Below are 22696 nucleotides of genomic sequence, written 5' to 3' on the forward strand. Positions count from 1 at the left end.
CCCGGCGGCGGGATCCTGCGCGCAGGCGGGCCGGCGGTGGCGGCGGTGGGGGCGTCCGTGATCCATCGTCTCATCCTCTCCAATCCATCCGGAAAGCGTAACAAGGCTTTCCCGTCCGGAGGTAGGGCGCGGGCTGCATGGCAGCTTCCCGTTGCGCGACGGGCGAACGGTCGGGCGACCGGGAATTAATCCGCGCTTTCTAGGGTGATTTCAACGCGACGGGACAGGGCCCTTGGGGCCCGGCGGACAAAGGAGCGTCAGGCGATGGTATTGGACTTTCTGTGGCGGGACCGGGACGGGGCGCAGGTGCGGCCCGAAGAGGCCAAGGCCTCGGCCACCGGGCCGCTCGTGGCCTATCACGGCGCCGGCCGCGTGGCCTGGAGCCCGCGCGACACCGGCTCGCTGACCCGGACGGGGTTTGTCGGCAACCCGGTGGGCTTTCGCGCGGTGAAGCTGATCGCGGAGGCCGCGGCGGCGCTGCCGCTGGTGCTGCAGGACACCGAGCAGCGCTACGAGACGCACCCGCTGCTGAGACTGGTGACCGCGCCCAACCCGGCGCAGGGCAAGGCCGAGCTGTTCGAGGCGCTCTACGGGCACCTGCTGCTGTCGGGCGACGGTTTCGTCGAGGCGGTGAGCGGTGATGACGGGCGGCTGCTGGAGCTGCACGTGCTGCGCTCGGACCGGATGCATGTTGTGCCGGGCGAGGACGGCTGGCCGGTGGCCTACGACTACATGGTGAACGCGCGGAAGCACCGCTTCGACATGACGGGGCCGATGCCGCCGATCTGCCACATCCGCAGCTTCCACCCGCAGGACGACCACTACGGCCTGTCGCCGGTGCAGGCGGCCGCACAGGCGGTGGACGTGCACAACAGCGCGAGCCGCTGGTCCAAGGGGTTGCTCGACAACGCGGCGCGGCCCTCGGGGGCGATCGTCTGGTCGGGCGGCGAGGGCCAGATGGGCATGAACCAGGACCAGTACGAGCGCCTGCAGGCCGAGATGGAGACCCATCATCAGGGCGCGCGCAATGCCGGACGGCCGATGCTGCTGGAGGGCGGGCTGGACTGGAAGCCGATGGGCTTCTCGCCCTCGGACATGGAGTTTCACCAGACCAAGGAGGCCGCCGCCCGCGAGATCGCCGTGGCCTTCGGCGTGCCGCCGATGCTGCTGGGGATCCCGGGCGAGGCGACCTATGCGAATTACGCCGAGGCGCACCGGGCCTTCTACCGGCTGACCGTGCTGCCGCTGGCGACGCGGGTGACGGCGGCGGTCGGGCGCTGGCTGTCGGAGCTGGCGGGCGCGGCGGTCGATCTGAAGCCCGACCTCGACCAGGTGCCGGCGCTGGCGCCGGAGCGCGACGCGCAGTGGCGCCGCGTGGCCGAGGCGGAGTTCCTTACCGCGGGGGAGAAACGGCGGATGCTGGGCCTTCCGGCGCTGCCGGAGGAGGACGCGGGTGAGTGACCGCCGCGCCGCATACGAGCCCTTTGCCTGCGCGCCGGCCCTCAAGCTCGAGGCGCACGAGCGGGTGAGCAAGCTGCAGATCGAGGCGCTGCACGCGCGGCTCGACCGGCTCGAGGCGCTGGCCGAGCGGCTGGAGCGGCGGCTGTGGCTGACGGTCTACGGGGTCGCGGGGATGCTGCTGGCGGAAGGGGTGCAGAGCCTCGTCAGCGCGGCTCACTGAGGGTTCATCGGGAAAGGAACGGGAATGGAACTGGAGCACAAGTTCTGCCGCATCGGGGCCGAGGTGACGGTGACCGAGGAGGCCGGGATCGAGGGCTATGCCTCGTTCTTCGGTGCCTGCGACCAGGGCGGCGACTTGGTGGCGCCGGGGGCCTACGGCGCCTCGCTGAAGCGGCTGGGCGAGGAGGGGCGCGGGGTCAAGATGCTGTGGCAGCACGACCCGGCCCAGCCCATCGGGATCTGGGACGAGGTGCGCGAGGACGAGCGCGGCCTCTACGTGCGGGGCCGGCTGCTGGACAGCGTGGCACGCGGCCGCGAGGCGAAGGCGCTGATCGCGGCCGGGGCCATCGACGGGCTGTCGATCGGCTACCGGACGCTGCGCGCGACCAAGGATGACAAGGGGCGCAGGCTCCTCAAGGAACTGGAGCTCTGGGAGGTCTCGCTGGTGACCTTTCCGATGCTGCCCAGTGCGCGGGTGGCGGCCAAGGGGGACAGCCCCGAGGAGGCCATGATGCGCGAGTTGGCGCAGGCGCTGGAGGGCGCGCGCCTGGACCTGGCGGGCGAGGGACGCGCGCCGCAACAGACTGGATCGAGCGAATGAGCAACTCCGAGACCTTCTCCCGGATCGGGGACCATGTGTCTCCGGTCGCCCGGGTGAGCGCCGCGATGTCGGGCCTCGTCGGGGATTTCAGGGCCTTGCAGGCCGACCTTCAGGACAAGCTTCACAAACAGGAAGAGCGACTGACCATGCTTGACGCAAAGATGACCACTCCGAAGGGGCGCCCGGCGCTCGCGACCTCGGCCGCCGACATGGCCGCGCCGCACCGCAAGGCCTTCAACGCCTACCTGCGGACCGGCGACGACGACGGGCTGCGCGGTCTCGTGGTCGAGGAGAAGGCACTGTCGACGGCGGTGAACGGCGACGGCGGCTACCTGGTGGACCCGGTGACCTCGCAGGGGGTGAAGTCGGTGCTGGACAGCACCGCCTCGATCCGCGCGGTGGCCTCGGTGGTGACCGTGGAGGCGACCTCCTACGACGTGCTGATCGACCAGGGCGAGACCGGCGCGGGCTGGGCCGACGAGGGCACGGGCACCGCCGAGACCGGCACGCCCAGCATCGACCGGATCTCGATCAAGCTGCACGAGCTCTCGGCCATGCCGAAGGCCAGCCAGCGGCTGCTGGACGACGCGGCCTTCGACATCGAGGCCTGGCTCGCGGGGCGGATCGCCGACAAGTTCGCCCGGGCCGAGGCCTCGGCCTTCATCGACGGCGACGGGGTGGACAAGCCCTTCGGCATCCTGAGCCATCCGGCGGTCGACAACGACGTCTGGACCTGGGGCAACCTGGGCTACGTGCCCACGGGCTCGGATGGCGCCATCGGCGACGGCGACGCGATCATCGACCTCGTCTACGCGCTGGGCGCGGAATACCGCGCGCGGGCCTCCTTCGTGATGAACTCCAAGACCGCCGGCGCGCTGCGCAAGCTCAAGGACGCCGACGGGCGGCACCTGTGGTCCGACGGTCTGGCGGCGGGCGAGCCCGCGCGCCTGCTGGGCTACCCGGTGCTGATCGCCGAGGACATGCCCGACATCGGCTCGGACGCCGACGCCATCGCCTTCGGTGATTTCGCGGCCGGCTACACCATCGCCGAGCGGCCCGACCTGCGGGTGCTGCGCGATCCCTTCAGCGCCAAGCCGCACGTGCTGTTCTACGCGACCAAGCGCGTGGGCGGCGACGTGAGCGACTTCGCCGCGATCAAGCTGCTGCGCTGCGCCGTGGCCTGACGCGCCGGGATTGGGGGCGGGCCTTGCGGGTCCGTCCTCATGGGGCGCGTGCCGGGAGTGCTCGCGTTGTCCAGCAGCTTCCCTCCGTCCGAGCAACGCGGGCGGCACGCGCCCGCCAGGGCGCCGGGCACCGGAGGCCGGGAGAGGATTGCGGAGAAGAGACATGATGTTGATCGAAGACACCCAGGTCCCCGTGGCGGCGCTGCCGCTGGACCGGCTCAAGGGCCACCTGCGGCTGGGCAGCGGCTTTGCCGAGGACGACCTGCAGGACGTGCTGCTGGAGTCCTTCCTGCGCGCGGCGCTCGCCGCGATCGAGGCGCGCACCGGCAAGGCGCTGATCTCGCGCGGGTTCCTGTGGACGGTGACGGCCTGGCGCGATGCCTGCGGCGTGACGCTGCCCATCGCCCCGGTGAGCGCGGTGACCGGGCTGGACCTGATCGACCGCTTCGGCGCCGCCGAGACGGTGGCGGAGGCGCGTTACCGGCTGAAGGCGGACGCGCAGGCGCCGCGGCTGGTGCCCACGGGCAGCGCCTTGCCCGCGATCCCGCGGGACGGCACGGCCGAGGTGCGCTTTACCGCGGGCTTCGGTGCCGACTTCGAGGCGCTTCCGGCGGACCTCGCGCAGGCGGTGCTGCTGCTGGCGGCGCATTACTACGAGTACCGCGACGAGACCGCGCTGAGCCAGGGCTGCATGCCCTTCGGCGTGACCTCGCTGATCGCGCGCTATCGGCCGGTGCGGCTGGGGTTCGGCGCATGAGCCGGGTGCACCTCAATCGCGAGCTGGAGCTCGTGGCGGCGCAGCCGGCCCCGGATGGCGCGGGGGGCTTTGCCGAGACCTGGCAGAAGATCGGCACGCTCTGGGCCGAGATCCGCCCGCGCCGGGGCCGCGAGAGCAAGGGCGAGGCGGGGGCCGTGGCCGTGGGCCGGTTCCGGATCACGGTGCGGGGGGCGCCGCAGGGCGCCTCTGCGCGGCCGGTGCCGGGGCAGCGCTTTCGCATGGGCGCGCGGCTGTTCCGCATCCTCGCTGTCACCGAGCGCGAGCCGGGCGGGATGTATCTGGTCTGCGAGACGCAGGAGGAGGTGGCCTCATGAGCTACGCGATGTCAGCGGCGCTGCAGCGCGCCGTCTACCAGGCGCTTTCGGGCGATGCCGCGCTGGCCGCGCTGGTGGGGACCGAGATCTATGACGCGCCGCCTGCCGGGCCGCTGCCGGAGCTGTATCTCACGCTGGGTGCCGAGCGTGCCCGCGATGCCTCGGACAACAGCGGCGACGGAGCCTGGCACGACCTGACGGTGGCGGTGGTGACCGGCGTGGCGGGCTTTCAGAGCGCCAAGGAGGCGGCGGCCGCCGCGAGCGACGCGCTGCACGGGGCGGACCTCGCGCTCGACCGGGGGCGGCTGGTGAGCCTGCGCTTCCGCAAGGCCCTGGCGCGGCGCGAGAGCGGCGGGCTGAGGCGGATCGACATGACCTTCCGCGCGCGGGTCGAGGACGACTGAGCGCGCCGCGAGCGACGACGCGACAACACGGATACACCAAGGAGTGACGGATATGGGTGCCCAGAACGGCAAGGATCTTCTGATCAAGGTGGACCTGACCGGCGACGGTCAGTTCGAGACCATGGCGGGGCTGCGCGCAACGCGGGTGAGCTTCAACGCCGAGAGCGTCGACGTGACGACGCTGGAAAGCCAGGGCGGCTGGCGCGAGCTTCTGGGGGGCGCGGGCGTGAAGTCGGCGGCGATCTCGGGCTCCGGCGTTTTCAAGGACGCGAGCACCGACGAGCGGGCGCGGCAGATATTCTTCGACGGGGAAACGCCGGAGTTCCAGGTCATCATCCCCGATTTCGGGACGGTGGAGGGGCGCTTCCAGGTGACCTCGATCGAGTATGCCGGCAGCCACGATGGCGAGGCCACCTACGAGGTCGCGCTGGCCTCGGCGGGTGCGCTGAGCTTCGTTCCGGTGCCGGTCTGATGAACCCGTGGCGAGGCGACGTGGCGCTGGTCGTCGACGGCGAGCGCCACCCGATGCGGCTGACGCTGGGGGCGCTGGCCGAGCTGGAGGCGGGGCTCGAGGAGGGCTCGCTGGTGGAGCTGGTGCAGCGCTTCGAGGCGGGCGACTGCAGCACGCGCGACGTGCTGGCGCTGATTGTCGCGGGGCTGCGCGGCGGCGGCTGGGAGGGCACGGCGCGCGACCTGCTGCATGCCGAGATCGAGGGCGGGCCACTGGTGGCCGCGCGCAAGGCGGCCGAGCTGCTGGCCCGCGCCTTCATGCTGCCCGGAGAGAGCTGAGATGGCGGGCTTCGACTGGCCGGTGCTGATGCGGGCGGGACTGCGGGGCCTGGGACTGCGGCCCTGGGAGTTCTGGGCGCTCACGCCCGCCGAGCTGCGGCTGATGCTGGGCCAGGAGAGCGGCGCGGCGCCCATGGGGCGGTCGCGGCTCGAGGAACTGGTCGCGGCCTTTCCCGACGCGCCGAAAGGAGACGAGAGATGACGGATATCGAGACGCTGGACGATCTCGACGCGCAGATCGACGCGCTGGAGGCGAGCCTTGGCTCGGCCGCCGGCATGGCGGCGGGCTTCGACGCCGAGATGAAGCGCATTCACCAGACCTTTTCCGCCACGGGGCGCGGGGTCGCGCGGCTGGAGTCGACGCTCAGCCGGGGGCTGGGGCGCGCCATCGACGGCGTGGTGCTGGACGGCATGAAGCTGTCCGAGGCGCTGGAGGAGGTCGCGCGGTCGATGATCGACGCCGCCTACAAGGCCGCCGTGAAGCCGGTCACGAGCCACTTCGGCGGACTGCTGGCGGGCGGGCTGTCGGGCCTCTTCGGCGGCATGTCGCTTTTCGAGAAGGGCGGTTCGTTCTCGCAGGGGCGGGTGACGCCCTTTGCCACGGGCGGCGTGGTCAGCGGGCCGGTGAGCTTCCCGATGCGCGGCGGCACCGGGCTGATGGGCGAGGCGGGCCCCGAGGCGATCATGCCGCTGAGCCGCGGTCCCGACGGCAAGCTGGGGGTGCGCGCGCAGGGTGGCGGAGGGCCGGTGACGGTCGTGATGAACATCACCACGCCCGATGTCGAAGGCTTCCGGCGCAGCCAGTCGCAGATCGCGGCACGCATGGGCCGCGCGCTGGGGCAGGGCGCGCGCAACAGGTAAGGGGAGAGAGCCATGTCCTTTCACGAGGTGAGATTTCCGGCAGACCTGAGTTTCGGCGCGCTGGGCGGGCCCGAGCGGCGGACCGACGTGGTCGAGCTGACCAGCGGCTTCGAGGAACGCAACACGCCCTGGGCGCATTCGCGCCGGCGCTACGACGCGGGGCTGGGGCTGCGCTCGCTCGACGATATCGGGGCGCTGCTGGCCTTCTTCGAGGCCCGGCGCGGGCAGCTCTACGGGTTTCGCTGGAAGGATTGGGCCGACTATACCTCCTGCGTGCCATCGGACAGCCCGGCGCCGACCGACCAGGTCATCGCGCAGGGTGACGGCGAGACGCAGGCCTTCCAGTTGACCAAGCTCTACCGCTCGGGCGGGGCAAGCTATGCCAGGCCGATCGCCAAGCCCGTGGCGGGCACGGTGACGGCGGCGGTGCAGAACGTCGAGATGCAGGAAGGTGTGCATTTCGAGGTCGACCTGGCCACCGGGGTGCTGACCTTCGAGACGCCGCCGCTGGCCGGGGTCGAGATCACCGCGGGCTTCGAGTTCGACGTTCCGGTGCGCTTCGACACGCCGCGTATCGAGGTGAGCGTGGCGAGCTTCCAGGCGGGGCAGGTGCCCGACGTGCCGGTGATCGAGGTGCGGGTCTGATGGGGGCGTCCGAGCTGCACGACCACCTCGCAAGCGGGCTGACGACCGTGGCGCGGTGCTGGGCCGTCACGCGCCGCGACGGTCAGCGTTTCGGCTTCACCGACCACGACGTGGATCTCGTCTTCGACGGGCTCGCGTTTCGCGCCGATACAGGTCTCAGCGCCATGTCGCTGCAGCAGGCGACGGGGCTTTCGGTCGACAACACGGAAGCCATGGGCGCGCTTTCGGATGCGGCGATGTCCGAGGCCGACATCGAGGCTGGGCGCTTCGACGGGGCCGAGGTCGTCTCGTGGCTGGTGAACTGGGCCGACGTGAGCCAGCGCAAGCTGATGTTCCGCGGCACCATCGGGGAGATCCGGCGCGCGGGCGGGGCCTTTCACGCCGAGCTGCGGGGCCTGACCGAGGCGCTGAACCGGCCGCTGGGGCGCGTGTTCCAGAAGCCCTGCACGGCGGTGCTGGGCGACGCGTCCTGCGGCGCGGACCAGACCGAGCCGGGATATTTTCACGAGGGCCCGGTGCAGGAGGTCACGGAGGGTCTCGCCTTCCGCTTCGGGCCGCTGCCTGGCTTCGACGCCGAGTGGTTCCAGCGCGGGCGGCTCGAGGTGCTGAGCGGCGCGGCGGCCGGACTGACGGGCCAGATCAAGCGCGACCGGACCGAGGACGGCACGCGGTTCATCGAGCTCTGGACGCCGCTGCGCGCGAGCGTGGCCGCAGGTGATGTCGTGCGGATCACCGCAGGATGCGACAAGCGTTTCGAGACCTGCCGGCTGAAGTTCAACAACGTGCTGAACTACCGCGGCTTTCCGGACATCCCCGAGGAGGACTGGATCATGGTGCATCCCACGCAGGCCAAGGTTACCTCCGGCGGCAGCCGCAGATGAGCGGCGCGCGGATCGTGACGGCGGCGCGGGGGCTGGATCGGCACGCCCTACGTGCACCAGGCCTCGCGTCGCGGGGCGGGCTGCGATTGCCTCGGCCTGCTGCGCGGCGTCTGGCGCGAGCTGCTGGGACCCGAGCCCGAGCGGGTGCCGGCCTACAGCATGGATTGGTCCGAGCCGCAGGGCGACGAGGCGCTCATGCGTGCGGCCCTGCGGCACATGACACGCAAGGCGCCGGGTGACGAGGCGCCGGGCGACGTGCTGCTCTTTCGCATGCGCGAGGGGGCGGTGGCGAAACACATCGGCCTGCAGGCGGCGACGGGGGCGGCGGCCTCCTTCATCCATGCCTACACCGGCCACGGCGTGATCGAGAGCGCGTTGAGCCTGCCTTGGCGCCGGCGCATCGCGGCGCGCTTCGCGCTTCCAGTTCAAGACGAGGTGACGTGATGGCGACGATCCTTCTTTCCGCGGCGGGCGCCGCGATCGGCGGCAGCATCGGGGGCTCGGTGCTGGGCCTGTCGATGACGGCGGTGGGCCGATTCGTCGGCGCGAGCCTGGGCCGGGCGCTGGACCAGCGGCTCATGGGGCAGGGCGCCGAGGCCATCGAGCACGGCCGCGTCGAGCGCTTCCGCCTGACGGGCGCGGGCGAGGGCGCGGCGATCCCGCAGGTCTTCGGGCGGATGCGCGTCGGCGGCCACGTGATCTGGGCGACCGAGTTCACCGAGCACGTGAAAAAGGAGAAGGGGGGAGGCGGCAAGGGCAGCCCGGCGCAGCCTACGGTCAAGACCTACAGCTACTCGGTGAGCCTCGCGCTGGCGCTCTGCGAGGGCGAGATTTCTGGCGTGAACCGTGTCTGGGCGGATGGCGCCGAGGTGCCGCTGCGAGACCTGACCCTGCGGGTCTACCACGGCACCGAGGATCAGGCGCCGGACCCGAAGATGGAGGCGGTCGAGGGGATCGGCCGGGTGCCGGCCTATCGCGGCACGGCCTATGTCGTGATCGAGGACCTGCAGCTCGCGCGGTTTGGCAACCGGGTGCCGCAGTTTTCGTTCGAGGTCACGCGGCCCGAGCAATCGGACAGGGATGACGTGCCGCACTGCCTGCGCGGCGTGGCGATGATCCCGGGCACCGGGGACTACGCGCTGGCGACCGAGCCGGTGCACCTGTCCTACGGCGGCGGCGCGAGCGGCGTGGTCAACGTCAACACGCCCCGCGAGGAGCCGGATTTCAACGTGTCGCTCGATCACCTTCTCGACGAGGTGCCCGGGGTGGGCACCGTCTCGCTGGTGGTGAGCTGGTTCGGCGGCGACCTGCGCTGCGGGTCCTGCGAGATCCGGCCGAAGATCGAGCAGGAGGAGTTCGACTCCGAGCGCATGCCCTGGCAGGTGAGCGGCCTGGGCCGGGACGCGGCGGGTCTTGTCCCGCGTGAGGAGGACCGGCCCGTCTACGGCGGCACGCCCTGCGATGCGAGCGTCGTGCAGGCGATCCGGCGCATGACCGACAAGGGCCTGTCGGTGATGTACTATCCCTTCATCCTGATGGATCAGCTGGCCGGAAACGGGCTGGAGGATCCCTGGTCCGGGGCCGCGGACCAGCCGGCGCTGCCCTGGCGCGGGCGCATCACTTTGAGTGCGGTGCCCGGGCGCGTGGGCTCGCCCGATGGCACGGCGCAGGCCGCGCAGGAGGTGGCGGAATTCTTCGGCACGGCACAGCCCGCGGATTTCACGGTGGGCGACGGTACGGTGGGCTACACTGGCCCCGAGGAATGGTCCTACCGCCGCTTCGTGCTGCACCAGGCGGCGCTCTGCGCGGCGGCGGGAGGTGTCGAATCCTTCTGCATCGGCTCAGAGATGCGAGCGCTGACCCAGATCCGGGACGACACGGGTTTTCCGGCGGTCGCGCAGCTGCGGGCGCTGGCGGCCGACTGCCGGACGCTGCTGGGGCCGGAGGTCAAGATCGGCTATGCCGCCGACTGGTCGGAATATTCCGGCTATCATCCGCAGGACGGGACAGGCGACGTCTACTTCCACCTCGACCCGCTCTGGGCCGACGACGAGATCGATTTCATCGGCATCGACAACTACATGCCGCTGTCGGACTGGCGCGACGGGGACGACCACGCCGACGCGCATTGGGAGTCGATTTACGATGCCGACTACCTCGCGGCCAATGTCGCGGGTGGCGAAGGGTACGACTGGTACTATCCGACGGCCGAGGCGCGCGCGGCGCAGCGGCGCGTGCCGATCGAGGACGGCGCCCACGGCGAGCCATGGGTCTTTCGCTACAAGGACATCCGCAACTGGTGGTCGCGGCCACATCACGAACGCATAGGGGGCGTCCGTCAGGCCGACCCTACCGCCTGGCTGCCGGAGTCGAAACCGGTGCGCTTCACCGAACTGGGCTGCGCGGCGGTGGACAAGGGCACCAACCAGCCGAACAAGTTCCTCGACCCCAAATCCTCTGAAAGCGATCTGCCGCACTATTCCAACGGCTTGCGCGACGAGCTGATCCAGCGCCAGTACCTGCGCGCGATGCATGCGTTCTGGAACGATCCTGCCAACAACCCGGTGTCGGAGGCCTATGGCGCGCCGATGATCGACATGGAGCGCGCCTGCGTCTGGGCCTGGGACGCACGGCCCTATCCGTGGTTTCCGGGTCTTGGCGAGCTTTGGGCGGACGGTGGCAACTATCGGCGGGGGCACTGGATCACCGGGCGGGTCTCGTCGCGGACGCTGGCCTCGGTCGTGGCCGAAATCTGCGAGCGTGCGGGCCTCGCGGCCTACGATGTGAGCGGGCTTCATGGTTGGGTGCGCGGCTTTGTCGTGGACCGCGTGGGCGAGGCGCGCCGCGCGCTGCAGCCGCTGATGCTGGCGCATGGTTTCGACGCGGTGGAGCGCGACGGGGTGCTGGCCTTTGTCATGCGGCGCGGTCGCGGAGCGGTGCCGCTGGAGCCGGAGATGCTGGCGGTGAGCGAGGAGGTCGAGGGCGACCTCGTCGAGACCCGCGCGAGCGAGGCCGAGATGGCGGGCCGGGTGCGCCTGCGCTTTGTCGAGGCCGACGGCGACCACGTGGTCGCGGCCGAGGAGACGGTGCTGCCCGACGAAGAGACGCATGCCGTGGCCGAAACCGACCTGCCGATGACCCTGACCCGCCGCGAGGGGCGGCTCACGGTCGAGCGCTGGCTGGCCGAGGCCCGCGTCGCGCGCGATACGCTGCGGTTCGCGCTGCCGCCATCGCGGCTGGAAATCGCGGCGGGCGACGTGGTCTCGCTACCCGCCGCCGCCGGCCGGGTGCTGGCGCGGGTGGACCGGGTGGAGATCGGTACGCACCAACTGGTCGAGGCGGTGCGGATCGAGCCCGACGTCTACCTGCCGGCCGATTTCCCCGACACCTCCGCCACGCTGCGGCCCTTCACGCCGCCGGTGCCGGTGCTGCCGCTCTTCATGGATCTGCCGCTCATGAGCGGCGAGGAGGTGCCCCATGCGCCGCATCTCGCACTGACGGCCGAACCCTGGCCGGGCAGCGTGGCGGTTTACGATTCCGCAACCGATGCCGACTATGTCCTGAACGAGATCATCGCGGCGCAGGCGATCGTCGGGCGGACCGAGACGCCGCTTTATGCCGCGCCCCCGGCGCTGTTCGATCGGGGCGCGGCGCTGCAGGTGACGCTGGAAAGCGGTGCACTGGAGTCGGTTTCGGACGCGGCGCTCTTGAGTGGTGCGAACCTGATGGCGATCGGGGATGGAACGCCCGGCAACTGGGAAATCTTCCAGTTTCGCGATGCCGAGCTGGTCGGCCCGAGAAGCTGGCGGCTGAACCACCGCTTGCGCGGCCAGTTCGGCACCGACGGCGTGATGCCGGCGGCCTGGCTCGCCGGGTCCTGGGTCGTGGCGCTCGACGGGACGCCACAACAGATCGCGCTGGCCGCGGCACTGCGGCGGCAGGCACGGCACTACCGGATCGGGCCGGCGAAACGGGCCTACGACGATCCGTCCTATGTCCACCGGGTGCATGCCTTCGACGGCAACGGACTGCGCCCCTACCGTCCGGCGCACCTGAAGGCCGTGGGCGACGGTCCGGCTGTCTCGCTGAGCTGGATCCGCCGCACGCGTATCGACGGCGACGACTGGTCGCTGCCAGAGGTGCCGCTGGGCGAAGAGGCCGAGAGCTATCTCCTGCGCGTCATGCAGGGCGAGACGCTCGTGCGCGAAGTCATGGTGAACAATCCGGCCTGGAGTTACGACCCGGACATCGATGGTCTGAGCGGCCTCTACGAGATCCGTGTCGCCCAGCTCTCGGCGCGCTACGGACCGGGGCCCTTCGCGCGGCTTGAGCTCTCGGCATGAAGCGCGTGTTTCACGGCGATCTGACCTGCGCGGCTCGCGCCCTGATCGTGGCACCGCCCGGTCGACGCTGGCGTCTGGCACGCGATCTTGTCGCGCGGGCGGACGCGGCCGACCGCTACCTCGCGCGAACCGGGCGGGCGCACCCCGACTGGGGCAACGGCACGCTCATGGCTGCCGCGCTGGCGCAGCGCGTGGGCAACGACCGTCCGCTCGACGACCCGGACTACGCCGACTGCATGGTCCTCGTGCTCGAGGCGCTGCGAGCTCGCACCCGGACCAACTAGCCCGAGGCGCAGGAGACGCAGCGTGTCGCCGTCGGGTCGAGCTCCAGCCGGCGGGGCGGAATCGCCTCGCCGCAGTCGTCGCACCAGCCGAACTCGTCCGCCTCGATCCGGGCCAGCGCGGCCAGCAGCGCCCGCCGTTCTGCGTCGCGGCGCGCCTGTGTGGCCCGCGCCATGGACTGGCTGAGCAGCGCATCCTGCCGCGACAGGCGGCCCACCGCCTGCTGGTCGAGTTCCACCGTGGACTGCCCATCGCGCCCGAGCGCATCCTCCGCGCCCAGTTCCTCAAGTCGCGCCGCGATCCTCTCGCGGAAATAATCTGCGTTTGCCCCGCTCAATTTCGCGATTTCTCCACATCACGGTTTTGCGTTTCGGTCCCGGTAGCCTATCTGCTAAGTTCAACGCGTCAAACGGAGGAACGCATGGCTGAGACGCGCGCACGGATTGCCGAGCTGGACCCGGTCTGGGCCCGTATCACCCGCGAGGCCGAGGATGCCGTGGCCGACGAGCCGCTGCTGGGCGGATTCGTGCACTACTCGGTGCTGCACCACGCCACCATAGAGCGCGCGCTGGCCTATCGCGTGTCGGTCAAGCTGGCCAACAGCGAGATGTCCGAGCAGATGCTGCGCGAGGTCTGTGACGAGGCCTATGCCAGCGACCCCTGGCTCGCCCGCGCAGCGCGGGCGGATATCCGCGCCACCTTCGAGCGCGACGCGGCCTGCCATCGGTTCCTGCAACCGCTGCTCTACTTCAAGGGCTTCCAGGCGGTGCAGAGCCACCGCGTGGCGCACTGGCTCTGGGGTCAGGGGCGGCGCGATCTGGCCTATTACATCCAGATGCGTTGCTCCGAGATTTTCGGCGTCGATATCCACCCGGCCGCGCGTGTCGGGCAGGGGATCATGATCGACCACGCCCATTCCATCGTCATCGGCGAGACGGCGGTGGTGGGCAACGACGTCTCGCTCCTGCACTCGGTGACGTTGGGCGGCACCGGCAAGGAGGAAGAGGACCGTCACCCCAAGATCGGCGACGGCGTCCTGATCGGCGCGGGTGCCAAGGTGCTTGGCAACATCCGCGTGGGCGACCGGTCGCGCATCGCCGCGGGGTCTGTGGTGCTGGCCGAGGTCCCGCCATGCAAGACGGTCGCCGGCGTGCCGGCCAAGATCGTGGGAGAGGCCGGCTGCGAGCAGCCGTCGCGCGACATGAACCAGCGCCTCACCGGTTGTCGCTGCGACGACTGAACGGACAAGGCTGGCGCATCGCGCCGGCCGGGTCTTGCCGGATAAACTGCAGGCTCCTCGCGGAGCCGTTCGCGCGCTCCGTCAGGCGCCGGCCAGTGCCATGCCGCGCAGCCGTTCGCTTCGGCGCGCATCGAGCCAGGCCAGTCCCAGCATGAAGATGCCGCCCACCGCCAGCAGCGCGCCGGTCACGCCGGTCGAGGCCCAGCCCATGTCCGCCGCAAGCGCGCGTCCGGCCAGCCAGGGCCCCAGCGCGTTCGCGGCGTTGAAGGCCGCGTGGTTGAGCGCCGCCGCCATCGTCTGAGCCTCGCCGGCGACGTCCATCAGCCGCATCTGCAGGGGGATGACCATGCTCGCGGTGCAGCCGAGCAGAAGGACAGCGCCGATCATCGCCATCCACTGCCCCATGACCGCGGCGTAAAGCAGCGAGGTGACGATCATCCCGCAGAGCAGCGCCAGCGTGCCGCCGAAGGTCGACCAGTTGGCCAGCCGCCCGCCGAACACGTTGCCGACGGTCGCGCCCATGCCGAAGGCCGAGAGCGCCAGCGGGATCGCCCAGCCGGGCGCCTGTGCCGCCGAGATCATGGCGGCCGAGAGGTAGGAGTAGACCGCGAAGACCGCGCCGAAGCCGACGGCGCCAACGCCCAGCGTCAGCCAGATCGCGCGGTTCGACAGCGCCCGCAGCTCGCGCGCGGCGCTCGTGGCGCCCGCGGCCCCGGTGCCGCGGGGCGCGAGACGGGCGATCATCAGCGCCGTGACTGCCGCCAGCACCGCGACGATCACGAAACACCAGCGCCATCCGAAAAGCTGCCCGATGCCGCCCGCCGCAGGCACGCCGATGATGGTGGCCAGCGTCAGGCCCATCAGCACGTTGGCGATGCCGCTTGCGCGTCGTCCCGGGGGTGCGAGATCGGCCGCGATCAGCATGGCGATGCCGAGGTAGGCGCCGTGCGGCAGCCCGGCCACAAAACGCGCCACGACCATGAGCGGCAGGGTCGGCGCCAGCGCCGTGAGCAGGTTGGCCAGACCGAAGACGACGATCAGCGCGACCAGCATCACCTTGCGCGGCAGCTTGGCGCCCAGGACGGCCAGTACGGGCGCGCCGATCACGACGCCGATGGCATAGGCGCTGACCGCGTGGCCCGCCTCGGGCTCTCCGACGCCGAAACCGGCCGCGTACCAGGGCAGCAAGCCCATCGCGGCGAACTCGGCGACGCCGATGGCGAAAGCGCCGAGGGCGAGGGACAGGGTCGTGAGACCGGCCTGTCGGTCGTGAAACATGGTGTGCTCCGGGCAATCTGGGTGATACCGGCCGCGCGAATTGTCGCCGCAGCGCAGCATGACCATAGGGTATGCCATGTGAGCGCCATCACAAGGCGAGATGCCGCAAAGGCGGCATGAGCGCGATGCATGGCTGTCGCAACCGGCGCGTGGGCCGGGCGGATCTCCCTCCCCCTTGTCAGGGGGAGGGTCGGGGTAGGGGGTGGATCGGGCTGGTGGGCCGGATCAGGCCAGCATCACCATCGGGTTCTCGAGGTTCTGCACGATGGACTCGAGTACCTGTGCGCCGAGCGCGCCGTCGATGACCCGGTGGTCGACGCTCAGCGTCACCGACATGACCGTCGCCACGGTCAGCTCGCCGTCATCGCCCACCACGGGCTTCTTGACGCCCGAGCCAACGGCCAGGATCGCGCCGTGCGGCGGGTTGATCACGGCGTCGAAGTTCTCGATGCCGAACATGCCGAGGTTCGAGATCGCGAAGCTGCCGCCAACGTATTCATGCGGCGCGAGCTTGCGGTCGCGGGCGCGGGTGGCGAGGTCCTTCATCTCGGCCGAGAGCGCCGAGAGCGACTTCATTTCGGCATCCTTCAGCACGGGCGTGAAGAGCCCGCCATCAACCGCGACGGCCACCGCCACGTCCGAGGGCTTGAGCTTCAGCATCCGGTCGCCGGCCCAGACCGCGTTGGCGTCGGGCACGGCCTGCAGGGCCAGCGCGCTGGCCTTGATGATGAAATCGTTGACCGAGAGCTTCACGCCGCGCCCCTCAAGCTGCTTGTTCAGCTGCGAGCGGAACTTGAGCAGCGCATCGAGCTTGATGTCGCGGCGCAGGTAGAAGTGCGGGATGGTCTGCTTGGCCTCGGTGAGGCGCGCGGCCACCGTCCGGCGCATGCCGTCGAGCTTGACCTCCTCGAAGTCGCGGCCCTCGTACATCTTCATGACCGCCTCGGCCGAGGGGCCTGCGGGCATGACTGCGGCATCGGCCTTCTTTTCGGCCGGTGCGGCCTCCTTGGCGGCGGGCTTCTCCGCGGCCGCGGGCTTGGCGGATTCGACGTCGGCCTTCACGATCCGGCCGTGCGGACCGGTGCCCTTGATCTGCGCCAGGTCGAGACCCTTCTCGGCGGCGATCCGGCGCGCCAGCGGCGAGGCGAAGATGCGCTTGCCGTCCGAGCCCTGCGGCGCGGCCGGGGCCGGTGTGGCGGGCTCTGCCGAGGCAGCCGCGGGTGTCGCGGCGGCGGCCTTGCTCTCGTCCTTGGCGGGGGCGGCGCTCTCCTCTTTCTCTTCCTTGGGGGCAGGGGCCGAGGCGCTCGTGTCGATGTCGTCGGCGCTTTCGCCTTCCTCGAGCAGGACGGCGATGGGGGTGTTCACCTTGACCCCCTCGGTGCCCTCGTCGATCAGGATCTTGCCGATCTTGCCTTCGTCGACGGCCTCGAATTCCATCGTGGCCTTGTCGGTCTCGATCTCGGCGAGGATGTCGCCGCTGTTCACGTCGTCGCCTTCCTTGACCAGCCATTTGGCCAGCGTGCCTTCCTCCATGGTCGGCGACAGGGCGGGCATCAGGATTTCGGTGGGCATTGTCTCAGCTCTCCTCGGCGAGGGTCACCAGATCGTAGGGCGGGCGCGGCTCGCGCGCCGCGGCCCGGGCGATCACGGCTTTCTCGATCTTGCCGCGATGGGCGGCGATCCATTCATAGGCTTCCTGGTGGCTCGGGCGCTGGCCCGGGCGCAGGCTCTCCATGAGGCACTCGGGCACGTAGGCCGTCCGCGCGAGGCCCGCCGCGTCCACCCGGACGCGGTAGGCCTCGCGCGCGACGTCGCGCCCGATGACCTCGACCGGGCTCACCGGTAGGTCACCGTCTTGACGGCCGCGATCACCTCGTCGGTGGTGACAAGCGCGTGCTTCTCGAGATTGGCCGCGTAGGGCATGGGCACGTCCTTGCCGGTGCAGTTGATCACCGGCGCGTCGAGATAGTCGAAGGCGTTTTCCATGATGTAGGCCGACAGGTGGTTGCCTATCGAGGCGACCGGGAAGCCCTCCTCGACGGTGACCACGCGGTTGGTCTTCTTCACGCTCTCGATCACCGTGCCGTAGTCCAGCGGACGCAGGGTGCGCAGGTCGACGACCTCGGCCTCGATGCCCTCCTCTGCCAGCTTCTCGGCCGCCTCCAGCGCGTAGGTCATGCCGATGCCGAAGCTGACGATGGTGACGTCCTTGCCTTCCTTCCAGATCCGCGCCTTGCCGAAGGGCACGGTGAAGTCCTCGAGATCCGGCACGTCGAAACTCTTGCCGTAGAGGATCTCGTTCTCGAGGAAGATCACCGGGTTGGGGTCGCGCACGGCGCTCTTGAGCAGACCCTTGTAGTCCGAGGCCGAGAAAGGCTGCACGACCCTGAGGCCGGGGATATGCGCGTACCAGGCGGCGTAGTCCTGGCTGTGCTGCGCGGCCACGCGGGCGGCGGCGCCGTTGGGGCCGCGGAAGACCATCGGGCAGCCCATCTGGCCACCGGACATGTAGAGCGTCTTGGCCGCCGAGTTGATGATCTGGTCCATCGCCTGCATGGCGAAGTTGAAGGTCATGAACTCGACGATGGGCTTCAGCCCGCCGAAGGCCGCCCCGACGCCGAGACCGGCAAAGCCGTGCTCGGTGATCGGCGTGTCGATCACGCGCTTGGCGCCGAACTCGTCCAGCAGGCCCTGGGTGATCTTGTAGGCGCCTTCGTACTCGGCCACTTCCTCGCCCATGACGAAGACGTTGGGGTCGCGGCGCATTTCCTCGGCCATGGCGTCGCGCAGGGCCTCGCGCACGGTCTGGGTCTTGAGCTCGGTGCCCTCGGGCCAGTCGGGCTCGAGCGCGGCGGAGGCGGGCACGCTGCTGGCGGGCTCGGCCGCCTTGGCGGGCGCGCTTTCGCCGGCATCGTCGTCGTCGCCGCCAGCGGGCTCGGCCGGCGCCTCGGAAACCTCGACGTCATCGGCGCTTTCGCCTTCCTCGACCAGCACCGCGATGGGGGTGTTCACCTTCACGCCCTCGGTGCCCTCGTCGATCAGGATCTTGCCGACGATGCCCTCGTCGACCGCCTCGAATTCCATCGTGGCCTTGTCGGTCTCGATCTCGGCAAGGATGTCACCCGAGGAGACCTCGTCGCCTTCCTTGACCAGCCATTTCGCCAGCGTGCCCTCTTCCATGGTGGGGCTCAGCGCCGGCATGAGAATTTCGGTTGCCATCTGTCTGCTCTCCCCTCAGCTGTCTACCGCGTCGCCCTGCGGCAGTTCGCTGGCGTATATGTCCGTCCAAAGTTGGTCGAGATCCGGCTCGGGGCTTTCGCGCGCGAAGTCGGCCGACTTGTTGACGATGTCCTTGATTTCCTTGTCGATCGACTTGAGATCGTCCTCGCTGGCATGCTTGCCGTCCAGCAGCATGGTGCGGATGTTCTCGATCGGGTCGCGCTCTTCGCGCATCTTCTGCACCTCTTCGCGGGTGCGGTACTTGGCCGGATCCGACATCGAGTGCCCGCGGTAGCGGTAGGTCTTGATCTCGAGGATGTAGGGGCCCTTGCCGGCGCGGCAGTGCGCGATGGCCTTCTCGCCGGCTTCCTTGACCTTGAGCACGTCCATGCCGTCGACCAGCTCGCCCGGGATGCCGAAGGGCGCACCGCGCTCGTAGATGTCCTGGCCGCTGGTCGAGCGCTTCTGCGAAGTGCCCATGGCGTACTGGTTGTTCTCGATCACGAAGACCACCGGCAGCGACCAGATCGACGCCATGTTGAAGCTCTCGTAAACCTGGCCCTGGTTGGCCGCGCCGTCACCGAAGTAGGTGAAGGTCACACGGTCGTTCTCGAGGTACTTGTCGGCAAAGGCGAGGCCGGCGCCGATCGGCACCTGCGCCCCGACGATGCCGTGCCCGCCGTAGAAATGCTTCTCGCGGCTGAACATGTGCATCGAGCCGCCCTTGCCCTTGGAATAGCCGCCTTCGCGGCCCGTGAGCTCGGCCATGACGCCGTCGGGGTCCATCCCGCAGGCCAGCATGTGACCGTGGTCGCGGTAGGAGGTGACGCGCTTGTCGCCCTCGTCCGCCGCGGCCTCGAGACCGACGACGACGGCCTCCTGGCCGATGTACAGGTGACAGAATCCGCCGATGAGCCCCATGCCGTAGAGTTGACCCGCCTTCTCTTCGAAGCGGCGGATCAGCAGCATGTCGCGATAGTATTGCTTGAGCTCCTCGGGCGAGACGTTCGGCTTGGCAGCGGATTTCCTGGCGGCCATGTCGCTCCTCCCATAGGGTAGTTTAGTGTTAAACTTTCTTCTTCAGCCTACTGCGGTGAGAACAGCGTGTCAAAGCCCGCAAGGCACGTCGGCGGAAAAACCTTCGCTGCAGGTGCGAAATGGCGGGAGGAAAAGGGAGCGGGTCTGGTCGTGCGACCTGCCGTCCAGGTCTTGTCCGGTGCCGGGGAGGGAGCGGGCTCCGGCACGGGGCCGGGCGGCCCGCCGCTCAGCGGACGACGATCTCGTCGGAGCGGATCATGCCCAGCACGTCGCGCGCCTGCTGGTCGAGCAGGTCAAGGTCGAGGTAGTCGTCCGAGAGCCGGTTGGTGAGATTTTCCATCCGCGCCACCTCGGCCTCGAGCGTTTCGAGCTCGGCGGCCAGCGTGTCGCCCTCGACCTCGATCTCGGCGCGGCGGAAGAGACCGTAGTCGCCCTGGACCGCCGCGAAAATGAAGTAGAGCGACAGCCCGAGGGTGATTGCCGCGTAGATCACGACGCCGAAGGCCGGTTTTCGTCTGACGGTCATGGTCCTGTGCTCGTGCGCTGCCTCGGATGCCGCGCCTCTGGCGGGCGCGTCCCATGACTATGGCACAAGCGATTCGCCGGGGGAATCCCCCGATTCCCCCGGCGCGATCACAATTTGACCAAGCATGGCGCCCGCGTCAGCCCAGGGCCGCGACACCGGGCAGAACCTTGCCTTCCATCCATTCCAGGAAGGCGCCGCCGGCGGTCGAGATGTAGGTGAAATCCTCCGAGGCGCCGGCCTTGTTCAGCGCGGACACCGTGTCGCCACCGCCCGCGACCGACACCAGCTTGCCATTCGCCGTGCGCTTGGCGGCATGGGCCGCGGCGGCATTGGTGGCGGCGTCGAAGGGCGCGATCTCGAAGGCGCCGAGCGGGCCGTTCCAGATCAGCGTCTCGGCGCGGTCGATCGCCTCGATCACGTGGGCCACGCTGTCGGGGCCGGCGTCGAGGATCATGGCGTCGGAGGGGCACTCCTCGACCTTGACGGTTTCCGAGGGGGCGTTCTCGCGGAACTCCCGCGCGACAACCACGTCACGCGGCAGGAGCACCTCGCAGCCCGTCGCGGCGGCCTTGTCGGCGATCTCCTTCGCGGTGTCGGCCATCTCGTGTTCGCAGAGCGACTTGCCCACGCTCACGCCCTGCGCCGCGAGGAAGGTGTTGGCCATGCCGCCGCCGATCACCAGCATGTCGACCTTTTCCACGAGGTTCGACAGCAGCTCGAGCTTGGTCGAGACCTTGGCGCCGCCGACCACGGCCAGAACCGGTCGCTTGGGATTGCCGAGCGCCGCTTCCAGCGCCTCGAGTTCGGCCTGCATCAGCCGGCCGGCGCAGGCCGGCAGCAGCCGCGCCAGCGCCTCGGTCGAGGCATGGGCGCGGTGCGCGGCCGAGAAGGCGTCGTTGCAGTATATGTCGCCAAGCTTCGCGTAGCGGGCCGCGAGCGTGTCGTCGTTCTTTTCCTCGCCGGGCTCGAAGCGGGTGTTCTCGAGCAGCACGACCTCGCCGGGGGCGGCATGGTCGATGACCACCTCGGCCTCGTCCAGCGTGGCGAAATGCACCTTCGTGCCGAAGGCGGTCTCGAGCGCCGGCACCAGCATCTTCAGCGACATCTCGGGCACGACCTTGCCCTTGGGCCGGCCGAAGTGCGCCAGCAGCACGGGCTTGCCGCCGCGCGACAGGATGTCCTGCACGGTCGGGCCGACCCGCTCGATGCGCGTGGCGTCGGTCACTTGGCCATTCTCCACGGGCACGTTGATGTCGACGCGCGTGAGCACGCGCTTGCCGTCGAGGTCCATCTCGTCGAGCGTCTTCCAGGCCATCCATTCCTCCTGTCAATCGTTGCCGAAGGTCTGCCCCAGCCTCGCGCACAGGTCAATGCGACGAAGCGGTGCCCTTGGCAAAGGCGTGGGGCAGGGATAAGTCGGAGGCAACGCGAGGCTTACGGAGTGACGCAGATGGCCGAGATCAAGGACCCCGAGAACACGATCCTCATGGAGCTGAAGGACGGCACCGTGGTGATCGAGCTTCTTCCCGACGTGGCGCCGCAGCACGCGGCGCGGATGAAGGAACTGGCGCGCGCCGGCGCCTACGACAACGTGGCCTTCCACCGGGTGATCGAGGGCTTCATGGCCCAGACCGGCGACGTGGCGAACGGCAACATGGAGAAGGACTTCAACCTGCGCCGCGCGGGCACGGGCGGCTCGGACCTGCCGCACCTGCCTGCGGAGTTCTCGAAGCTGCCGCATGACCGCGGCACGCTGGGCGCGGCGCGCTCGCAGAATCCGAACTCTGCCAATTCGCAGTTCTTCATCAATTTCAAGGACAACCACTTCCTCAACGGCCAGTACACCGTCTACGGCCGCGTGATCGAGGGCATGGCCCATGTCGACGCGATCACCCGCGGCGAGCCGCCCGCGGCACCGGACCGGATGGTGAGCGTCAAGGTGGCCGCAGATGCGTGAGCTGGTCCTGGCACTGAGCCTTCTGGCCTCGCCCGCGATGGCGACGGGGCTGGACATCACCGTCGAGGGCGAGGCCAACGGCACCGTTCATGTCGAACTCTTCGAGGATGTCGCGCCGCAGCACGTCGAGCGGATCACCACGCTGGCCGAGCAGGGCGCCTACGACGACGTCGTGTTCCACCGCGTGATCGAGGGCTTCATGGCCCAGACCGGCGATGTCGAGCACGGCACGATGGGGTCGGACATGCGGATGGCCGGCACCGGCGGATCCGATCTGCCGAACCTGCCGGCGGAGTTCTCGGACCGAAGCTTCGGGCGCGGCACCGTGGGCATGGCGCGGTCGCAGAACCCGGATTCGGCGAATTCGCAGTTCTTCATCATGTTCGCCCCTGCGCCGCACCTGAACGGGCAGTATACCGTGGTTGGCGAGGTGACCTCGGGCATGGACGTGGTCGACGCGATCAAGCGCGGCTCGGGCCGGAACGGTGCGGTGACGGGCAAGCCCGACGTGATGACCGAGGTCACGGTCACCGACTGACCCATCGGTGCGCGCTTCGCGCGCGCAGCCTTCAGCGTCCCGCCTTTGGGCGGGACGCAGGCGAGGAGGGCGCTGCCCTCCTCTTGCCCCGGCGGGGCCGGGGCAATTCACCACCCGGGATATTTGCGGCCAGAAGAT

At 69.7% G+C, this 22696-nt stretch carries 26 protein-coding genes and 1 pseudogene; 19 read left to right on the top strand and 8 right to left on the bottom strand.

Annotated features, from left to right (window positions below; genetic code table 11):
* Positions 1 to 264: 264 nt before the first annotated feature.
* The 16 genes and pseudogenes from SALMUC_RS13600 (at position 265) to SALMUC_RS13675 (ending at position 12764) form a co-directional block, all read left to right on the top strand.
* Complete coding sequence (locus tag SALMUC_RS13600) at positions 265 to 1461, top strand: phage portal protein (RefSeq protein ID WP_021120379.1); 1197 nt, start codon at positions 265 to 267, stop codon at positions 1459 to 1461.
* Positions 1454 to 1681 (top strand): GTA head formation protein, RCAP_rcc01685 family, encoded by a 228-nt coding sequence (locus SALMUC_RS13605; protein WP_020040183.1) that lies wholly within the window; start codon positions 1454 to 1456, stop codon positions 1679 to 1681. The genes SALMUC_RS13600 and SALMUC_RS13605 overlap by 8 nt, the downstream gene beginning before the upstream one ends.
* A 24-nt stretch (positions 1682 to 1705) precedes the next feature.
* Complete coding sequence (locus tag SALMUC_RS13610) at positions 1706 to 2281, top strand: HK97 family phage prohead protease (RefSeq protein WP_020040182.1); 576 nt, start codon at positions 1706 to 1708, stop codon at positions 2279 to 2281.
* Positions 2278 to 3465 carry a phage major capsid protein gene (locus tag SALMUC_RS13615; protein ID WP_020040181.1) on the top strand — a complete coding sequence of 396 codons (1188 nt, stop codon included), beginning with the start codon at positions 2278 to 2280 and terminating at the stop codon, positions 3463 to 3465. The genes SALMUC_RS13610 and SALMUC_RS13615 overlap by 4 nt, the downstream gene beginning before the upstream one ends.
* A 163-nt stretch (positions 3466 to 3628) precedes the next feature.
* Complete coding sequence (locus SALMUC_RS13620; RefSeq protein ID WP_020040180.1) at positions 3629 to 4222, top strand: head-tail connector protein; 594 nt, start codon at positions 3629 to 3631, stop codon at positions 4220 to 4222.
* On the top strand, positions 4219 to 4557 hold the full coding sequence (locus SALMUC_RS13625) for a head-tail adaptor protein (RefSeq protein WP_037371885.1): 339 nt from the start codon (positions 4219 to 4221) through the stop codon (positions 4555 to 4557). Before SALMUC_RS13620 ends, SALMUC_RS13625 begins: the two co-directional genes overlap by 4 nt.
* Positions 4554 to 4961 carry a DUF3168 domain-containing protein gene (locus SALMUC_RS13630; protein ID WP_021120380.1) on the top strand — a complete coding sequence of 136 codons (408 nt, stop codon included), beginning with the start codon at positions 4554 to 4556 and terminating at the stop codon, positions 4959 to 4961. Before SALMUC_RS13625 ends, SALMUC_RS13630 begins: the two co-directional genes overlap by 4 nt.
* A 52-nt stretch (positions 4962 to 5013) precedes the next feature.
* Positions 5014 to 5433 (top strand): phage major tail protein, TP901-1 family, encoded by a 420-nt coding sequence (locus tag SALMUC_RS13635; protein WP_020040177.1) that lies wholly within the window; start codon positions 5014 to 5016, stop codon positions 5431 to 5433.
* The gene (locus SALMUC_RS13640) at positions 5430 to 5750 is read left to right on the top strand and encodes a gene transfer agent family protein (protein WP_037371888.1); all 321 of its coding nucleotides are present in this window, start codon (positions 5430 to 5432) and stop codon (positions 5748 to 5750) included. The genes SALMUC_RS13635 and SALMUC_RS13640 overlap by 4 nt, the downstream gene beginning before the upstream one ends.
* Before the next feature lies 1 nt (position 5751).
* Positions 5752 to 5952, top strand: coding sequence for a rcc01693 family protein (locus tag SALMUC_RS13645; protein ID WP_020040175.1), 201 nt, complete (start codon positions 5752 to 5754; stop codon positions 5950 to 5952).
* Entirely contained in the window at positions 5949 to 6611 is a 663-nt protein-coding gene (locus SALMUC_RS13650; protein WP_020040174.1) for a phage tail tape measure protein, read from the top strand. Before SALMUC_RS13645 ends, SALMUC_RS13650 begins: the two co-directional genes overlap by 4 nt.
* A 12-nt stretch (positions 6612 to 6623) precedes the next feature.
* A complete protein-coding gene (locus tag SALMUC_RS13655; RefSeq protein WP_020040173.1) occupies positions 6624 to 7256 on the top strand; it encodes a DUF2460 domain-containing protein in 633 nt (210 codons plus the stop codon).
* Positions 7256 to 8137 carry a DUF2163 domain-containing protein gene (locus tag SALMUC_RS13660; protein ID WP_020040172.1) on the top strand — a complete coding sequence of 294 codons (882 nt, stop codon included), beginning with the start codon at positions 7256 to 7258 and terminating at the stop codon, positions 8135 to 8137. Before SALMUC_RS13655 ends, SALMUC_RS13660 begins: the two co-directional genes overlap by 1 nt.
* Positions 8134 to 8581 (top strand): annotated as a pseudogene (locus SALMUC_RS13665) (C40 family peptidase). The gene SALMUC_RS13660 and the pseudogene SALMUC_RS13665 overlap by 4 nt, the downstream one beginning before the upstream one ends.
* The gene (locus SALMUC_RS13670) at positions 8581 to 12480 is read left to right on the top strand and encodes a baseplate multidomain protein megatron (protein ID WP_020040170.1); all 3900 of its coding nucleotides are present in this window, start codon (positions 8581 to 8583) and stop codon (positions 12478 to 12480) included. The pseudogene SALMUC_RS13665 and the gene SALMUC_RS13670 overlap by 1 nt, the downstream one beginning before the upstream one ends.
* The gene (locus SALMUC_RS13675) at positions 12477 to 12764 is read left to right on the top strand and encodes a DUF7742 family protein (protein WP_020040169.1); all 288 of its coding nucleotides are present in this window, start codon (positions 12477 to 12479) and stop codon (positions 12762 to 12764) included. Before SALMUC_RS13670 ends, SALMUC_RS13675 begins: the two co-directional genes overlap by 4 nt.
* Here the strand turns inward: SALMUC_RS13675 and SALMUC_RS30490 are convergent.
* Entirely contained in the window at positions 12761 to 13099 is a 339-nt protein-coding gene (locus tag SALMUC_RS30490; RefSeq protein ID WP_020040168.1) for a TraR/DksA family transcriptional regulator, read from the bottom strand. The genes SALMUC_RS13675 and SALMUC_RS30490 overlap by 4 nt on opposite strands.
* Positions 13100 to 13183: 84 nt before the next feature.
* Here SALMUC_RS30490 and cysE point away from each other — a divergent pair, with 84 nt between their 5' ends.
* Positions 13184 to 14002, top strand: a complete 819-nt coding sequence (cysE, locus tag SALMUC_RS13685) for a serine O-acetyltransferase (RefSeq protein WP_020040167.1) — start codon at positions 13184 to 13186, stop codon at positions 14000 to 14002.
* An 81-nt stretch (positions 14003 to 14083) separates the two neighbouring features.
* Here cysE and SALMUC_RS13690 read toward each other — a convergent pair whose 3' ends face one another.
* The 7 genes from SALMUC_RS13690 to SALMUC_RS13720 all read right to left on the bottom strand — a co-directional run bounded on the left by SALMUC_RS13690 (position 14084) and on the right by SALMUC_RS13720 (position 21378).
* Positions 14084 to 15280, bottom strand: a complete 1197-nt coding sequence (locus tag SALMUC_RS13690; RefSeq protein ID WP_020040166.1) for an MFS transporter — start codon at positions 15278 to 15280, stop codon at positions 14084 to 14086.
* A gap of 225 nt (positions 15281 to 15505) precedes the next feature.
* Positions 15506 to 16852 (bottom strand): pyruvate dehydrogenase complex dihydrolipoamide acetyltransferase, encoded by a 1347-nt coding sequence (locus SALMUC_RS13695; protein ID WP_020040165.1) that lies wholly within the window; start codon positions 16850 to 16852, stop codon positions 15506 to 15508.
* Between the two features lie 4 nt (positions 16853 to 16856).
* Positions 16857 to 17120 (bottom strand): hypothetical protein, encoded by a 264-nt coding sequence (locus SALMUC_RS13700; protein WP_020040164.1) that lies wholly within the window; start codon positions 17118 to 17120, stop codon positions 16857 to 16859.
* Positions 17117 to 18499, bottom strand: a complete 1383-nt coding sequence (locus tag SALMUC_RS13705) for a pyruvate dehydrogenase complex E1 component subunit beta (RefSeq protein ID WP_020040163.1) — start codon at positions 18497 to 18499, stop codon at positions 17117 to 17119. The genes SALMUC_RS13700 and SALMUC_RS13705 overlap by 4 nt, the downstream gene beginning before the upstream one ends.
* 15 nt (positions 18500 to 18514) lie before the next feature.
* Positions 18515 to 19537, bottom strand: coding sequence for a pyruvate dehydrogenase (acetyl-transferring) E1 component subunit alpha (gene pdhA / locus SALMUC_RS13710; RefSeq protein WP_020040162.1), 1023 nt, complete (start codon positions 19535 to 19537; stop codon positions 18515 to 18517).
* A 226-nt stretch (positions 19538 to 19763) separates the two neighbouring features.
* The gene (locus tag SALMUC_RS13715) at positions 19764 to 20063 is read right to left on the bottom strand and encodes an FtsB family cell division protein (protein WP_020040161.1); all 300 of its coding nucleotides are present in this window, start codon (positions 20061 to 20063) and stop codon (positions 19764 to 19766) included.
* A gap of 136 nt (positions 20064 to 20199) precedes the next feature.
* Positions 20200 to 21378, bottom strand: coding sequence for a phosphoglycerate kinase (locus tag SALMUC_RS13720; RefSeq protein WP_020040160.1), 1179 nt, complete (start codon positions 21376 to 21378; stop codon positions 20200 to 20202).
* Positions 21379 to 21513: 135 nt separating this feature from the next.
* On the opposite strand from SALMUC_RS13720, the gene SALMUC_RS13725 reads away from it, so the two are divergent.
* Together SALMUC_RS13725 and SALMUC_RS13730 are read left to right on the top strand one after the other, a co-directional pair.
* Positions 21514 to 22020, top strand: coding sequence for a peptidylprolyl isomerase (locus SALMUC_RS13725; RefSeq protein ID WP_020040159.1), 507 nt, complete (start codon positions 21514 to 21516; stop codon positions 22018 to 22020).
* The gene (locus SALMUC_RS13730; protein ID WP_020040158.1) at positions 22013 to 22558 is read left to right on the top strand and encodes a peptidylprolyl isomerase; all 546 of its coding nucleotides are present in this window, start codon (positions 22013 to 22015) and stop codon (positions 22556 to 22558) included. The genes SALMUC_RS13725 and SALMUC_RS13730 overlap by 8 nt, the downstream gene beginning before the upstream one ends.
* The last annotated feature ends 138 nt before the right edge of the window (positions 22559 to 22696 follow it).

This window comes from Salipiger mucosus DSM 16094 (assembly GCF_000442255.1).
Taxonomy (GTDB): domain Bacteria; phylum Pseudomonadota; class Alphaproteobacteria; order Rhodobacterales; family Rhodobacteraceae; genus Salipiger; species Salipiger mucosus.